Source organism: Kitasatospora sp. NPDC038210 (genome assembly GCF_055600605.1).
The window spans coordinates 107,516-121,924 of sequence record NZ_JBVJYK010000003.1 but is presented as its reverse complement, the minus strand read 5'-3'; the positions used below and the strand labels follow the sequence as shown (position 1 = coordinate 121,924).

Here is a 14,409-nt window from a genome sequence, read left to right as displayed (position 1 = left end):
ACGCCCCGGCCGAACGGGCCGACCGAACCAGCGGGGCCGGACCTGCCGGTCCCCGGCACCGGCCCCGGCCCACCGGCCGGAGGGCGTCCGCGACGAGGACCTGCGCGTCCGGCGCCGACCGCGAACGTCCTCGGCCACGAGCGCGACCGACGTACCCCACCGATGACCGACGTACCCCACCGATGCAGATGGAGAACACCGCATGAGCAGGAGCCGTACCGACCGCACGCCCGCCCGCCGTGTCCTGGCGGCCTGCGCCCTGACCGGCGCCGCGCTGCTGGCCGCCGTCACCGGCGGCCAGGCCTGGGCCGACGGCGCGCCGAAGACCGCCACGCCCACCCCGGACGTCGTCGCCTCGCCGGCTGCGGCCGCCGTGCCGACCGCCACCCCGGCCCCGGCCGACCCGAAGGCTCCGGCCCCCGTCGCCACCCCCTCCCCGGCCCGCGGCGCGGAGTCCCCGAAGGCCGTGCCCGCTCCGCAGGCCCCCAACGGCACCCAGCCGCAGGTCCGCGAGGTGCCGAAGGGCGCCGCGCAGGCCGGCGACGGCTCCGGTGCCACTGACGGCTCCGGCCTGATGCTCGCCGGCGGCGGCGCCGTCGCGGCCATCGGTGCCGGGGCGCTGGGCTTCGCCGTCCTGCGCCGCCGCGCCGGTGCGCGCGGCTGACACCGGTCCCGAGTCCGCCGGGTACCCCGGCGCCGTCCCCCCGCATCCGGCCGGTCGTGGGAACGGCGTCGGGGCCGCCCCCACGGCGGGGACCGGCAGCCGCGACCTCGCCGGGGCCGGGCAGGCGGCCCGCGGCGGAGCCGGGCGCGGCCGCGCCCGCGGACACGGAGACCGACACTCAGACCCGCGCGAAGACCGGCGCGAAGACCCGCGCGACGGCCGGCACAGGCGCGCACGCGGGCGGCGCCGCGCCGCCCGACCCGCTCCGAGCGCCCTGCGCCGTACGGCCTTCGGCACGGCGGGACTGCTCTGCCTGGTGCTGGGCGCGTCGCTGGCCCTGTCCGGCCGGGAGACCCCGGTGGTGCGGATCGAGGCCTCCGGCCACGGCAGCACCGCCGACACCGCGCCGACGGCGCCCACCACCGGGAGCGCCGCGACGCCCGCCGCCACCGCCCCGAAGCCCCTCGCGCCCTCGCCCCCGACCCGCCTGCTGATCCCCACCGCCGGGGTGGACGCGCCGGTGGCCGACCTCGGTCTGAACGCCGACGGTACGGTCCAGGTGCCGTCGGCCGACCGCGGCGACGAGGTCGGCTGGTACCGCAACGGCCCCACCCCGGGCGAGACCGGGCCCGCCGTCCTGATCGGGCACTACGACACCGTGCACGGCCCGGCGGTCTTCCGGCAGCTGCCGAAGCTCCGGCCCGGCGACCAGATCCACGTCCGGCGGGCGGACGGCAGCACCGTGGACTTCAAGGTGCGGACGCTGCTCCAGGCCGCCAAGGACAGCTTCCCCACCCAGCAGGTCTACGGCGACACGCCCGCCCCCGCGCTGCGGCTGATCACCTGCGGCGGGCGGATCGGTTCGGACGGCCACTGGACGGACAACATCATCGTGCTGGCGGACCCGGCCTGACCCGCGCCGGGGCCCGGCCACCCCGCCGCCCCGGCCACCCCGGCCATCCCGCCGCCCCGGCCATCCCGCCGGGGGCCTGCCTTCCGCCCTGTCCGGAACCGGCGGCCGCCGTCCGGGCGACCTACCAGCAGGACGGCCACGGGGCGACGAACGGCACCGCGCCGCAGACCAGGAGGACGAGCACCGACCGTGGCAGCAACACCCCCACCCCGCCGCCGGCCCGGCGCCGTCCCCGTGGCGGCCCTGGCCGGCCTGGCCCTCCTCCTCGCCCTCGCCGCCCTGGCGTTCGGCCGGGCCACCCCCGGTGACCTGCAGGACCACGGTCCGGCCCGGACCGTCACGCCGCCGCCCGTCCCCCGGCCGCTCTGGCCGAACCTCGCCGCCTCACCGGCGCCGGCTCCGTCCCCCACCGGGACCGGCGGATCGGCCCAGGCGCCGCAGCCCGTACCGGACCTGACCGTCCCCGGGCGCGACATCACCGCGGTCGACGTCCGCACCGTCCTCGCCAAGGACCCGTCGGTGAGCCGGGAGGAGCGCCAGGCGCTCGACTCCTGCACCGGGTGCGAGGTCCGCGCCCCCGAGTTCCGCGACCTCACCGGCGACGGCCGGCTCTCGATGATCACCACCGTCGTCACGCCCGGGCCGGTGGTGCTGCACGTCTACACCCTCGCCCTCGCCGAGGACCGCCTCCTGCCCGTCCTGCGGGTGCAGGTCCAGTCGGCGTTCAGGGCCGAGACCTTCGGCTCCGACCTGTGGCTGTACGAGTCGACCAGCCTCTACGTCCGCACCAGCAGCCACTACCACTGGGACGGGCTCCGGCTCGTCCTGCAGGAGCGGAAGGACGTGGGGCTCGGCGTGCTGCCGCCCACCGGCGCCGACCCCGCCCCGCCGCCCACCGCCACCCCCAAGCCCGCTGCGTCCCCGGCCGTCGGCTCCCGTGCGACCGGATCGCCGGAACCGGCCCCCGGCGCGGCCGTCCCGTCCCCGCGCGCGCCCCGGACGGCCTCCCAGCCCACCGCCCAGCCCTCCGCCCCCGCCGTGTCCCCGGAGCCGAAGCGATGATCCCCGCCGCCACCACGCCCGCGCACCCGCACATCCTCCTGGTCGAGGACGACGAGGTGATCCGGGAGGCCACCCGGATGGCACTGGAGCGCTACGGCTTCCCGGTCACCACGGCCGCCGACGGCCTGGAGGGGCTGGAGGCCTTCCACGCCGTCCGGCCCGACCTGCTCCTGCTGGACGTCATGCTGCCGCTGCTCGACGGGGTCGGCCTCTGCCGCCGGATCCGCGAGGAGAGCCAGCTGCCGATCCTGATGATGTCGGCGCGTACCGACCCGGTGGACGTGGTCTCCGGCCTGGAGGCCGGCGCGGACGACTACGTCGTCAAGCCCTTCGAGAGCGCCGTCCTGGTCGCCCGGATCCGGACGGTGCTGCGCCGCATCCGCGTCGTCCCGGCGACCGACGCGCCGCCCGCCCCGGCTGCACCCTCCGCGGACGCACCGCCGGCCCCGCCCGCCGCCCACCCACCGCTGCCGCCGGACGCCGCGGCGCCCGCGCCCTCCACCGCCGTCCGCAGCTTCGACGGGCTGCTGGTGGACACCGACAGCATGGAGGTACGGGTGGACGGCCGCCTCGTCCCGCTCACCCCCACCGAACTGCGGCTGCTGCTGGAGTTCACCGCCGCGCCCGGCATCGTGCTGGAGCGCTCCACCCTGCTCGAACGGGTCTGGGACTACGAATGGGGCGCCGACACCCGGGTCGTGGACGTCCACGTGCAGCGGCTGCGCGCCAAGATCGGCTCCGGCCGGATCGAAACCGTCCGCGGTTTCGGCTACAAGCTGCGGCGCCCGGCATGACCCTGCGCCGCCAGATCGCCACCGCCGTCGCCGCCATCTCCGTCCTGGTCGCCGTGGCCGTCGGCCTGCTGGTCCACCAGGCGATGATCCGTCAGCACGTCGACCAGGCCCGCGCCGCCGCGCTCACCGCCCTCGACTCGACCCTGACCGGCTACGCCGACAACCGCGAGGTGGCCGGCCGGGGCGCCGTGCTCGACGACCCCGCCCTCCCCGACCGGCTGCGCACCCTGGCCCGCAGCGGCCGGCAGGGCACGCTGCTCGCGGCCGACGGGACGGGCGAATCGATGTGGGCGGCCGGGCCGGTCCCGGACGGAGTGGTCTCCGTACGGGTGGACTTCACCCAGGACCGGCAGGCCATCGCCGACCTGGACCGGATCATCCTGCTCACCGTCGTCGCCGCGGTCTTCACCACCGTGCTGGCCGGCGTCCTCGTCGCGGACCGGATCAGCCGCCGCCTGCGCACGGCCGCCACCGCCGCCCGGGGCATCGCCGCCGGCGGGACGGACACCCGGATCGGCGAACTCGTCGACGGCAAGGACGAGGTCGCCGACCTCGCCGCCGCCGTCGACCTGATGTCCCGCACCCTGCACCGCCGCCTGGCCGACGAGCAGCGCTTCACCGCGGACGTCGCCCACGAGCTGCGCACCCCGCTCACCGGCCTGGTCACCGCCGCCGAACTGCTGCCGCCCGGCCGCCCCACCCAGCTCGTCCAGAACCGGGTCCAGGCCCTGCGCGGCCTGGTCGAGGACCTCCTGGAGGTCTCCCGCCTGGACGCCGACGCCGAGTCCCCCGACCTCGCCGCCGTCCCCCTGGAACGCGCCGTGCGCCGCACCGTCTCCCTCACCGGACTGGACGTCACCGTCGAGGTCGCCGCCGACCGGCAGGTCCGCACCGACCTGCGCCGGCTGGACCGCATCCTCGGCAACCTGCTCCTCAACGCCCATCGCCACGGCGCCGCCCCCGTCCACCTCCACGTCGACGGCCCCCGCATCACCGTCCGCGACCACGGCCCCGGCTACCCCGACGACCTGCTCCGGCACGGCCCCCAGCGCTTCCGCACCAACGTCCCCGAACGCGGCCGCGGCCACGGCCTCGGCCTCACCATCGCCGCCGGCCACGCCCGCGTCATCGGCGCCACCCTCACCTTCACCAACCACCCCACCGGCGGCGCCCTCGCCACCCTCACCCTCCCACCCGACTGACACCCCCTCCCCCCGAACGCCGAAGGGCCGGCCCGACAACACGTCGGACCGGCCCTTCCCACACGGAGCCCCCTGTCGGGTTCGAACCGACGACCCCCGCTTTACAAGAGCGGTGCTCTGGCCAGCTGAGCTAAGGAGGCACGGTGGCCGTCCGCGAGGTATCACGGCGGCACCGGGGGCAGTCTACCGGGCCGGGGTGGCGGGGTGGTGGGATATCCGGGGGTTGGTGGGGCGGGGCGGGCGTGATGGAACCGATGCCGAAATCGGGCCGGTGGGGGCTGACAAGCCGCGGAACCGCAGGTAGCGTCGCCGGGAGTCGGCTTCGTGTGGTGGTTCAGACCACTGACGGGACGACGGACACGTACACCCCCCTTTACTCGGATCGTCCGGCACGTTCCTGCCGGTGAAGGAGAGCAACAACCATGGCTTCTGTCACGTACGACCAGGCGACCCGCATCTACCCCGGGGCGGACAAGCCCTCGGTGGACGCGCTGGACCTGGAGATCGCGGACGGCGAGTTCCTCGTGCTGGTCGGCCCCTCGGGCTGCGGCAAGTCGACCAGCCTGCGCATGCTGGCCGGTCTGGAGGACGTCAACAGCGGCGCGATCCGGATCGGTGACCGGGACGTCACGCACCTTCCGCCGAAGGACCGGGACATCGCGATGGTGTTCCAGAACTACGCGCTCTACCCGCACATGACCGTCGCGGAGAACATGGGCTTCGCGCTCAAGATCGCCGGCGTGAACAAGTCGGAGATCCGCACCAAGGTCGAGGAGGCCGCGAAGATCCTCGACCTCACCGAGTACCTGGACCGCAAGCCGAAGGCGCTCTCCGGCGGTCAGCGCCAGCGCGTCGCGATGGGCCGCGCGATCGTCCGCCAGCCGCAGGTCTTCCTGATGGACGAGCCGCTGTCGAACCTGGACGCCAAGCTCCGCGTCTCGACCCGTACCCAGATCGCCGGCCTGCAGCGCCGCCTGGGCATCACCACGGTGTACGTCACCCACGACCAGACCGAGGCGCTCACCATGGGCGACCGGGTCGCGGTGCTCAAGGACGGTCTGCTGCAGCAGGTCGACACCCCGCGCAACATGTACGACAAGCCCGCCAACCTGTTCGTGGCCGGCTTCATCGGCTCGCCGGCCATGAACCTGGTCGAGGTGCCGCTGGTGGACGGCGGCGTGAAGTTCGGCGGCTCGGTCGTCAACATCTCGCGCGAGAACCTGGCCGGCGCCGGCACCGACAAGACGGTGACCGTCGGCATCCGCCCCGAGCACTTCGAGATCGTCCCCTCGGGCGGCATCGAGGGCGTCGCGGTGACCGTGAACGTGGTCGAGGAGCTCGGCTCGGACGGCTTCGTCTACGGCACCACCAAGATCGGCGGCGAGGACAAGGAGCTGGTCGTCCGCGTCCCCGGCCGCCAGATCCCGGCCCGCGGCGAGACCGTCCACGTGGTGCCGATCGCCAACGAGACCCACGTCTTCGCGACCAGCACCGGCAAGCGCCTGAGCGTCTGCGACTGACGCAGCCCGCCCCGCGCGCGGACGCCACGCACGAACGCAACGAGCGGACGCAGCAAGCGAGCGAACAGCGAGCGAACCCCGCGAGCGAACCCACCGGAGCCCGTCGGCCCCTCCCCGGTCCGACGGGCTCCGCCCGTCCCCCCGCGTCAACACGGCGCGGGGACGAACCCGGACACCGTGTCACTCGATGGTGTAACGGAGGGCGATCCACCCCGTACCCACCGCTACTCTCCTGAGGGTGAAGCAGCTTGTGCGCCGTATCGGCCAGACCGTCGCCCTGACCCTGCCGGTCGTCCTGGTGACCACCGGCACCCTCGCCGTGACCCGGGTCCCGTGGGCCCCGCCGACCGGGCTCGACCAGCAGGTCGTGGCGGCGTCCAGCGGCGACGGCGCCGGGATCGGGCGCTCCGACAGCGCGGCCGCCACCGCGGCCAAGCCCGCCGACGGGCTCGCCCCGCAGGAGTCCCTGCGGGTGGCCCTGCTGGACGAACTGCGGGCGAAGAACCCGTCCGCCGCGCTGGACCTGCTGGAGCGCTCGATGCGCGAGCAGCCCTCGTTGACGCCGTACTGCACCTCGCTGGCCACCGAGTTGGGCAAGGCCGCGGTGCGCAAGTACCAGGGCGACGTCCAGCGGGCCCGCTCCTTCGCCCGTCCGGTCTGCGACGGGGCGTTCGCGGCGGGTGTGACGGGCTGACGCTCGCCCGGTCCGTGGCCGGGGCGGCGGGCCTATCGTTCAGGCATGACCGCTGACTCCGGCCCCACCGCCGACCCCGCGTCCCCCAACTCCCGTCTGTCCCAGGGCACCTCACCCTCCGAGGGCTCCGCGGACGCCCCGGACACCCCGGACACCCCGGGCTCCGCGGACTCCCCGGGCTCCCCGAGCGCTCCGCAGCCCCAGGGCTCCCCGCAGTCCCTCCCGCCCCGGCCGACCTCGACGCCGGTCACCCAGGCCGTCATCCTGGCCGGCGGCCAGGGCTCCCGGCTGCGCCCCTACACGGACGACCGCCCGAAGCCGCTGGTCGAGATCCCGGGCACCGGCACGCCGATCCTCGGCCACCAGCTGGCCTGGCTGGCCGAGGAGGGCGTCACCGACGTGGTGATCTCCTGCGGGCACCTCGCCGACGTGCTGGAGGAGTGGCTGGGCAAGGCGGACCTGCCGCTGCGGGTGCGCACGGTGGTCGAGGCGGAGCCGCTCGGGCGCGGCGGCGGGCTCAAGTACGCGGCCAGGGCGCTGCCCCGCCCGGACGAGCCCTGGTACGCCACCAACGGCGACATCTGGACCCGCTTCAGCCTGCGTGAGATGGCCGCCTTCCACCACGAGCGGGACGCCGTCGCGACGCTCGCGCTGGCCCGGCCGCGGATCCCATGGGGCGCCGTGGAGACCGACCAGTTCGGCAACGTGCTGGACTTCATCGAGGCGCCGCCCTCGCCCTTCCTGATCAACGCCGGCCTGTACGTGTTCAGCCCGGAGTTCGCCGAGCTGCTGCCGGACGTGGGCGACCACGAGCGCACCACGTTCCCCCAACTCGCCCGCAGCAAGCGGCTGGCGGGCTACCAGCTGCCGCAGGGCGTGTACTGGCGCGCGATCGACACCGCCAAGGACCTCACCGAGGCGGCCAAGGAGCTCGCCGCCGGCGCCGGCCGCACCCCCCAGTAGCAGCCGAAGCCCCCGGGGCCGCCGCACCACCGGCAGCCACCGCACCGACGGCGACTGCGGCACCGACCACGGCACCGGGAAACGCCGGTCGGCCGGGTGCTCCCCCACGGAGCCCCCGGCCGACCGGCGCGTCACCGGCCTCAGGTCGCCGTCGGCGCCCCCGGGCGGGAGGCGCGGCCGTCGCCCGACAGGTCGGCCAGCGGCGCGCTGCCCAGCACCCCGCCGAGCAGCCCGGGGCCGGAGCTCGGGCTGGACTTGGGCGCCGAGCCCGAGCCGCCGGGGCCCGGGGTGCTGCGCTGGGCGGGCGCGGAGCCGCCCGCGCCGGCGGACGGGGCGCCGGTCGCCGGGGAGGAGCCCCCGCCGGTCTCCGACTTGCCGGAGTGCCCCTTGCCGCTCGGCGTCGGGGTGGCCGGCTTGGAGGTCGGCGCGGTGGACGGGGTGGTCGCGCTCGGCGTCGGGGTGGCCGGGCGCGGGGCGGCGGGCGAGGGCGTGGTGGACGGCCCCTTGCCGGCCGGGGCACCGGACGGACTGCCGGACGGCCACACCGGGGTGCCGTAGTCGGTGGCCGGGCGGGTCGGCGCCTCGTGCGCGCGGGCGCCGGTGCGGACGGCGGCGCCGAGCATCGAGCCGAGCAGCAGGGTCAGGCCGACGACGACCGTGGTGACCATCGCGCCCCGGCGCAGCACCCGGCGGCGCAGCGCCCCGGAGGCGTCCGCGCCGAACCGCCGCCAGGCCTCCAGGTTGAGCCGGCCGTCCAGCGAGGCGAACGGCGCCCCGGCGATCAGCAGCGGGCTCCAGGCCGCGAGGAAGATCAGGTCGGGCGTGTCGTAGACCGGTACGGCCCGCCAGCTGACGGTGAACAGCAGCGCGGCGGAGAGCACCATCGCGGCCCCGGCCGCGAGCCGCTGCCAGAGGCCGAGGACGGTCAGCACGCCGACCACGATCTCGGTGAACGAGACGACCAGGCCGGCCCCCACCGGGTGCGCCATGGCGAAGGCCAGGAGCGGCTCGGCGACCCTCCAGGGGTGCAGCGAGGACAGCCAGCGCATCATCGAGCCGCGCTCGCCGCCGTCGAAGTACACCGGGTCGCACAGCTTGCTGAACCCGGCGTAGACCGAGAGCGAGCCGAGGACGGCGCGCAGCGGCAGCAGCACCAGGCCGAGGTCGACCCGGCGGCCCGGGTACCAGGGCTGCCGGCCCTCGGCGTCGGCGGCGGAGACCTCGGGCAGCTCGCCGCTCGGGGTCCAGCCGTGCGGCTCGCCGACCGGGCCGACGCCGGCGTCGGTGGCGGTGCCGTTGCCCTCCCGGGGCTGGCGCGGGACGGTCCGGGCGCCGGCCAGGGACGGGATCACCTGGGTGTCCGCCTCGGCCAGGCCGACGCCGCCGCGCCCCGGCGCTCCGCCGTGGCGCACGGCCTCCAGCAGTTGGGTGGCCGCGAGGTCCCCGGGGGGTGCCTGGCCGGTCCAGGTGACGGCGGTGACCCGGCCCTTGCGGCGCTGTGCGCCACCGGCCACGGCCCCGGCCAGCGCCGGGACGGCGGAGGCGGGCACGACGACCTGCGGGGTGACCAGCGGACGGCGGATCAGGCCCTGGTTGGCGTACGGGTCGCCGAACGCGGCGCCGGTGGACAGCAGTCCGACCGGTGCATCGATCAGCGGCGCCACCGGCGCGCCGAGCCGGAGCCGGAAGCTCGCCTGGGTGCTGCTGAGCCGCGCGGGGTCCGACTCCACCTTGACCGTGTTGAGACCGGGGCCCGCGTCTATCCCGGTACTGCCGCCGCCGAACAGGGGGCGCCGAGGTGTTCTGGTGTCCACGCCCGTCTAACCGGGTGACGGCCGCTTAGGACACTCTCCCGGGTGGATGTCCGGCGCACACTTGAAGTGATCATGAAAAAAGCGATCGGGCCCGGTCGGACCCGATCGCCTTCCATTCGGACTGCGGGCAATTCGGAAGATCGCCTGCGCCCCGCCCGTCACCCGTGCTCAGGGCCCCGCCCGTCAGCCGTGCTCAGGGCCCCGCCCGTCACCCGTGCTCAGGACCCGGCGCGCACCGCCACCTTCCCGACCGCCTCCGCAGCCGCTCCGGCCGCCTCAGCGCTTGGCGCGCAGCCGGGCGGCCTCGTACAGCACGATGCCAGCCGCGACACCGGCGTTCAGCGACTCGGTCAGGCCTGACATCGGGATCCGCACCCGCATGTCGCAGGTCTCCGAGACCAGCCGGGACAGGCCCTTGCCCTCGCTGCCCGCGACGACCACCACGGGGCCGGTCAGCAGCTCCAGGTCGCCCAGCTCGGCCTCGCCGTCGGCGGCCAGGCCGACCACCATCAGGCCGGCCTTCTGGTAGGCCTCCAGGGTGCGGGTCAGGTTGGTGGCCCGGGCGACGGGCAGCCGGGCGGCGGCGCCGGAGGAGGTCTTCCAGGCACCGGCGGTCATGCCGGCCGCGCGGCGCTCGGGGATGACCACGCCGTGCGCGCCGAAGGCGGCGGCGGAGCGGACCACGGCGCCGAGGTTGCGGGAGTCGGTGACCCCGTCCAGGGCGATGATCAGCGCGTCCTGGCCGGCGTCGGCGGCGTCCGCCAGCAGGTCGTCGGGGTGCGCGTACTCGTACGGCGGGACCTGGAGCACCAGGCCCTGGTGGTTCATCCCGCCGGTCATCTGGTCCAGCTGCGCGCGCGGGGCCTCCATCAGCGGGATGCCCCGGTCGTTGGCGGCCTGGAAGGCGTCGCGGACGCGGTCGTCGGTGTCGATGAACTGCTGGACGTACAGCGCGTTGGCCGGCACGTCGCCCTGCAGGGCCTCGACGACGGAGTTGCGGCCGAAGACCAGCTCGGCGCTGCCCGCACCGCCGCGGCCGCCCCGGCCGCCGGCACCGGCCCGGCGCATGCCGGCGCGGGCCTTGGCGTCCCGCTCGCGCTTGATCGCGGCGTTGGCGGCGCGCTGCTTCGGGTGGCCCTTGCGCTCCGCGCCGGGAGGGGTCGGGCCCTTGCCCTGGAGCGCCTTCCGGCTGTGCCCGCCGGTACCGACAGACGCGCCCTTCTTCGATCCGGGGTTGCGGCGGTTCCTGCGCTGGCTGTTGCCGGCCATGGCTGTACTTCCTGTCTGTCCGGCATGCCCGGCCGCCCCGCTTCTGTCCGGCGGCGGCCGGCGGCATGCGCTACGTCATGCGGGAGGGCCGCACCGGTGCGGTACGGCCCACCCATCACCCCGATCGTCAGATGGGGTTACTGGCTGTTGATCGTCCAGCGCGGGCCGGACGGGGTGTCCTCGATGGCCAGCCCGGCCAGGCCGAGCTGGTCGCGGATGGCATCCGCGGTGGCGAAGTCCTTGCGCTGGCGCGCCGCCTGCCGCTGGTCCAGGACCAGGCGGACCAGCGAATCGACCACACCGTGCAGGTCCTCGCCGCGGTCCGTCCCGGCCCAGTGCGGGTCGAGCGGGTCGAGGCCCAGCACTCCGAGCATCGCACGGACCTCGGCCAGTCGCGCCACCACGCTCTCCTTGTCGTCCGCGTTCAGGGCGCTGTTGCCCTGGCGGACGGCGGTGTGCACGACGGCCAACGCCTGCGGCACACCGAAGTCGTCGTCCATCGCCTCGGCGAAGGCCGGCGGCACCTCGGGCGCCGCGTCGACCGTGCCGCAGCGCTCGACGGCGCGCTGGACGAAGCCCTCGATCCGGCCGAAGCCGGCCTCGGCCTCGCGCAGCGACTCCTCGCTGTACTCGATCATCGAGCGGTAGTGCGGAGCCGCCAGGTAGTAGCGGAGCACGATCGGCCGCCAGGCGCGGACCATCTCGGAGACCAGCACCGAGTTGCCCAGCGACTTGCTCATCTTCTCGCCGGCCATGGTGACCCAGGCGTTGTGCACCCAGAAGGCGGCGAAGTCGTCACCGTAGGCCTTGGACTGGGCGATCTCGTTCTCGTGGTGCGGGAAGATGAGGTCCAGCCCGCCGCCGTGGATGTCGAAGGCCGCGCCCAGGTACTTGTGGGCCATCGCCGAGCACTCCAGGTGCCAGCCCGGACGGCCGCGGCCCCACGGGGTCTCCCAGCTCGGCTCGCCGGGCTTGGTGGCCTTCCACATCGCGAAGTCGCGCTGGTCCCGCTTGCCGGTCTCGCCCTCGCCGCTCGGCTGCCGCAGGTCGTCCAGCTTCTGGTTGGAGAGCGCGAGGTAGTCCGGGTAGGACTTCACGTCGAAGTAGACGTTGCCGTCGGCCGCGTAGGCGTGGCCCTTCTCGATGAGGCCCTGCATCATCTCGATCATCTCGGGGACGTGCCCGGTGGCCCGCGGCTCGACGGTCGGCGCCAGGCAGCCGAGCGCGGTGTAGCCGTCGTTGAAGGCGCGCTCGTTCTCGTAGGCGATCTGCCACCACGGCGTGCCGAGCTCGCGCTCCTTGGCGATGATCTTGTCGTCGATGTCGGTGACGTTCCGGGCGAAGGTCACCTGGTAGCCGCGGTAGGCGAACCACCGCTGCATGATGTCGAAGTTGAGCCCGGAACGGATGTGCCCGATGTGAGGCGCCGACTGGACGGTAGCGCCGCACAGGTAGATCGAGACACAACCCGGTACAAGCGGGACGAAGTCGCGTACCTGGCGGGTGCTGGTGTCGTACAGACGAATGCTCACAGCGTCAAGCGTAGTGGGCAGCGGGGGGTGCCCCGCCACATTCCCCGGGACGACGGTGCACGATCCCGGGGAACGGCAGGTCTCGGGCGGAACGGATCAGAGGCTGCCGACCACCTTGCGCGGGGTGAGCCGCACGATCACCCGGACGTCGTCCGGGCCGTCCCAGGTGTACTTGTCCACCCCGCGGTACTTGGCGGCCAGCTCGTCGATCAGGTCCCGGCCGCCCTCGGTGGTCATGGTGACCTCCCCGCGCGCCTCCAGGTACTCGTACGGGCTGTCCGCCGGGTTGAGCAGGATCGAGACGCGCGGGTCCCGCACCAGGTTGAGGTGCTTGCGGCGGCCCTCGACGGTGGAGAACAGGATGTCGTCGCCGTCCCGCTTGACCCAGACCACCGAGGACTGGGGGCTGCCGTCGGGCTGGATGGTGGAGACCACGGCGAAGCTCTTGCCGTCGATCAACGCCTTGGCACGGTCGGAGAGTTGGGCGGTCATCTGGCGAACCTCATCTCGTCGGCGGCGGTAACGGCCCGAGGGGGAAGCCCCGCGCGGGCCCGAAGCCGAACAGTATCGACCCGGGCCCCCGCGCCACCCGGTGAACACCCGTCAGGTGCGGATTTCTTCCGCACCCCGCCGGCCCGCCCGGCCCTCGCCCCACCGGTCCGCCCGACCGGCCGGCCTCAACGCCGCTCGTACACCAGGGCGGTGGCGATCGCGGCCAGCCCCTCGGCCCGGCCGGTCAGGCCCAGGCCGTCGGTGGTGGTGCCGGACACCGAGACCGGCGCACCGGCGGCCTCGGACAGCGCGGCCTGCGCCTCGGCCCGCCGCTTGCCGATCTTCGGCCGGACCCCGATCACCTGGACCGAGATGTTGCCGATCTCGAAGCCCGCCTCGCGGACCAGCCGGGCCGCCTCGCCGAGCAGCTTCACCCCGGAGGCGCCGGACCACTCCGGGCGGTCGGTGCCGAAGTGGGCACCCAGGTCGCCGATCCCGGCGGCCGAGAACAGCGCGTCGCAGGAGGCGTGCGCGGCCACGTCGGCGTCCGAGTGCCCGGCCAGCCCGACCCCGGCGTCCGGCCACTCCAGGCCGGCGACCCACAGCGGGCGGCCGGCCTCGAAGGCGTGCACGTCGGTGCCGATCCCGACGCGGGGCATCGCGACGGCGGGGACGGCGGGGGCGCCGGGGGCGGCGGGGGTCTGCGGGTCAGTAGGCATCGGCGGCCCTCCGGCGGGCGAGTACGGCCTCGGCGAGCACGAGGTCCAACGGACGGGTGACCTTGAACGCCTCCTCGTGGCCGGGCACCACGACGACCCGGTCGCCGTAGCGCTCGACCAGGCCGGCGTCGTCGGTGACCGGCGGTGCGCCGGCGGCCCCGGCGCTCTCCTCGGCCAGCACCTTGGCGTGCACCTCGACCAGGGTGGCGCGGTCGAAGCCCTGCGGGGTCTGCACCGCGCGCAGGGTGGACCGCTCGGGCGTGTCGAGCACCGGCTCGGGGCCGCCCGGGTTCGGCTCGACCCGCTTCACGGTGTCGGCCAGCGGCACCGCGGGCACCACGGCCCGCGCCCCGGCCCGCACGGCGGCCGCGACGGCGTCCACCACCTCGACCGGCACCAGCGGACGGGCCGCGTCGTGCACCAGGACGATCTCCACGTCCTCCGGGATCGCGGCCAGGCCCAGCCGGACCGACTCCTGGCGGGTCGCGCCGCCGGCCACCACGCGGATGTCCTTGCCGTCCAGCCCGTGGCTGTCCAGCAGGGCGACCACCTCGGCCACCCCGTCGGCGGGTGCGGCGACCACGACCAGGCCGACCGCCCGGCTGCGGGCCAGTGCCCGGACGGCGTGCACCAGGAGCGGCACACCGCCCAGCTCCCGCAGGGCCTTCGGGGCCCCGGGGCCCAGGCGCTCACCGCGCCCGGCGGCGGGCACCACTGCTGCTGCGACTGCTGCTGACGCGTTCAGGTTTCACTCCTTCGGCGAAGTGGGTA

At 75.1% G+C, this 14,409-nt stretch carries 14 protein-coding genes and 1 tRNA gene; 8 read left to right on the top strand and 7 right to left on the bottom strand.

The window, feature by feature from the left end; all coding sequences use genetic code 11:
• The first annotated feature begins 202 nt into the window (after positions 1 to 202).
• The 5 genes from ACZ7KX_RS07005 to ACZ7KX_RS06985 all read left to right on the top strand — a co-directional run bounded on the left by ACZ7KX_RS07005 (position 203) and on the right by ACZ7KX_RS06985 (position 4,635).
• Positions 203 to 664: a sortase-dependent protein gene (locus ACZ7KX_RS07005; protein ID WP_470325663.1), complete on the top strand. Its 462-nt coding sequence runs from the start codon at positions 203 to 205 to the stop codon at positions 662 to 664.
• 316 nt (positions 665 to 980) lie between these two features.
• A complete protein-coding gene (locus tag ACZ7KX_RS07000) occupies positions 981 to 1,577 on the top strand; it encodes a class F sortase (protein ID WP_470325662.1) in 597 nt (198 codons plus the stop codon).
• Positions 1,578 to 1,766: 189 nt separating this feature from the next.
• Positions 1,767 to 2,639, top strand: coding sequence for a hypothetical protein (locus ACZ7KX_RS06995; RefSeq protein WP_470325661.1), 873 nt, complete (start codon positions 1,767 to 1,769; stop codon positions 2,637 to 2,639).
• Positions 2,636 to 3,433, top strand: coding sequence for a response regulator (locus tag ACZ7KX_RS06990; RefSeq protein WP_470325660.1), 798 nt, complete (start codon positions 2,636 to 2,638; stop codon positions 3,431 to 3,433). The genes ACZ7KX_RS06995 and ACZ7KX_RS06990 overlap by 4 nt, the downstream gene beginning before the upstream one ends.
• Positions 3,430 to 4,635: a sensor histidine kinase gene (locus ACZ7KX_RS06985; protein ID WP_470325659.1), complete on the top strand. Its 1,206-nt coding sequence runs from the start codon at positions 3,430 to 3,432 to the stop codon at positions 4,633 to 4,635. Before ACZ7KX_RS06990 ends, ACZ7KX_RS06985 begins: the two co-directional genes overlap by 4 nt.
• Positions 4,636 to 4,701: 66 nt before the next feature.
• Here ACZ7KX_RS06985 and ACZ7KX_RS06980 read toward each other — a convergent pair.
• Positions 4,702 to 4,775: transfer RNA gene (locus ACZ7KX_RS06980), tRNA-Thr, on the bottom strand.
• Between the two features lie 282 nt (positions 4,776 to 5,057).
• On the opposite strand from ACZ7KX_RS06980, the gene ACZ7KX_RS06975 reads away from it, so the two are divergent.
• From ACZ7KX_RS06975 to ACZ7KX_RS06965, 3 genes are all read left to right on the top strand, one after another.
• Complete coding sequence (locus ACZ7KX_RS06975; protein ID WP_470325658.1) at positions 5,058 to 6,155, top strand: ABC transporter ATP-binding protein; 1,098 nt, start codon at positions 5,058 to 5,060, stop codon at positions 6,153 to 6,155.
• Positions 6,156 to 6,393: 238 nt separating this feature from the next.
• Positions 6,394 to 6,849: a hypothetical protein gene (locus ACZ7KX_RS06970; protein ID WP_470325657.1), complete on the top strand. Its 456-nt coding sequence runs from the start codon at positions 6,394 to 6,396 to the stop codon at positions 6,847 to 6,849.
• Positions 6,850 to 7,110: 261 nt separating this feature from the next.
• Positions 7,111 to 7,812, top strand: a complete 702-nt coding sequence (locus tag ACZ7KX_RS06965; protein WP_470325917.1) for a nucleotidyltransferase family protein — start codon at positions 7,111 to 7,113, stop codon at positions 7,810 to 7,812.
• 140 nt (positions 7,813 to 7,952) lie between these two features.
• On the opposite strand, the gene ACZ7KX_RS06960 is transcribed toward ACZ7KX_RS06965, so the two are convergent.
• The 6 genes from ACZ7KX_RS06960 to ispD all read right to left on the bottom strand — a co-directional run bounded on the left by ACZ7KX_RS06960 (position 7,953) and on the right by ispD (position 14,353).
• Positions 7,953 to 9,542 carry a DoxX family protein gene (locus tag ACZ7KX_RS06960; protein WP_470325656.1) on the bottom strand — a complete coding sequence of 530 codons (1,590 nt, stop codon included), beginning with the start codon at positions 9,540 to 9,542 and terminating at the stop codon, positions 7,953 to 7,955.
• A gap of 360 nt (positions 9,543 to 9,902) precedes the next feature.
• Positions 9,903 to 10,895, bottom strand: a complete 993-nt coding sequence (gene rlmB, locus ACZ7KX_RS06955; RefSeq protein WP_350521675.1) for a 23S rRNA (guanosine(2251)-2'-O)-methyltransferase RlmB — start codon at positions 10,893 to 10,895, stop codon at positions 9,903 to 9,905.
• Positions 10,896 to 11,032: 137 nt separating this feature from the next.
• The gene (gene cysS, locus ACZ7KX_RS06950; RefSeq protein WP_470325655.1) at positions 11,033 to 12,427 is read right to left on the bottom strand and encodes a cysteine--tRNA ligase; all 1,395 of its coding nucleotides are present in this window, start codon (positions 12,425 to 12,427) and stop codon (positions 11,033 to 11,035) included.
• Between the two features lie 96 nt (positions 12,428 to 12,523).
• Complete coding sequence (locus ACZ7KX_RS06945) at positions 12,524 to 12,919, bottom strand: PPOX class F420-dependent oxidoreductase (RefSeq protein ID WP_350521677.1); 396 nt, start codon at positions 12,917 to 12,919, stop codon at positions 12,524 to 12,526.
• Positions 12,920 to 13,104: 185 nt separating this feature from the next.
• Positions 13,105 to 13,638 carry a 2-C-methyl-D-erythritol 2,4-cyclodiphosphate synthase gene (ispF, locus tag ACZ7KX_RS06940; protein WP_470325654.1) on the bottom strand — a complete coding sequence of 178 codons (534 nt, stop codon included), beginning with the start codon at positions 13,636 to 13,638 and terminating at the stop codon, positions 13,105 to 13,107.
• A complete protein-coding gene (gene ispD / locus ACZ7KX_RS06935) occupies positions 13,628 to 14,353 on the bottom strand; it encodes a 2-C-methyl-D-erythritol 4-phosphate cytidylyltransferase (RefSeq protein ID WP_470325653.1) in 726 nt (241 codons plus the stop codon). The genes ispF and ispD overlap by 11 nt, the downstream gene beginning before the upstream one ends.
• Between the last annotated feature and the right edge of the window lie 56 nt (positions 14,354 to 14,409).

Coding starts and splice junctions, on each gene's coding strand:
- ACZ7KX_RS07005 (WP_470325663.1), top strand. CDS start 203: ATGAGCAGGAGCCGTACCGACCGCACGCCCGCCCGCCGTGTCCTGGCG.
- ACZ7KX_RS06990 (WP_470325660.1), top strand. CDS start 2,636: ATGATCCCCGCCGCCACCACGCCCGCGCACCCGCACATCCTCCTGGTC.
- ACZ7KX_RS06985 (WP_470325659.1), top strand. CDS start 3,430: ATGACCCTGCGCCGCCAGATCGCCACCGCCGTCGCCGCCATCTCCGTC.
- ACZ7KX_RS06975 (WP_470325658.1), top strand. CDS start 5,058: ATGGCTTCTGTCACGTACGACCAGGCGACCCGCATCTACCCCGGGGCG.
- rlmB (WP_350521675.1), bottom strand. CDS start 10,895: ATGGCCGGCAACAGCCAGCGCAGGAACCGCCGCAACCCCGGATCGAAG.
- ACZ7KX_RS06945 (WP_350521677.1), bottom strand. CDS start 12,919: ATGACCGCCCAACTCTCCGACCGTGCCAAGGCGTTGATCGACGGCAAG.
- ispF (WP_470325654.1), bottom strand. CDS start 13,638: ATGCCTACTGACCCGCAGACCCCCGCCGCCCCCGGCGCCCCCGCCGTC.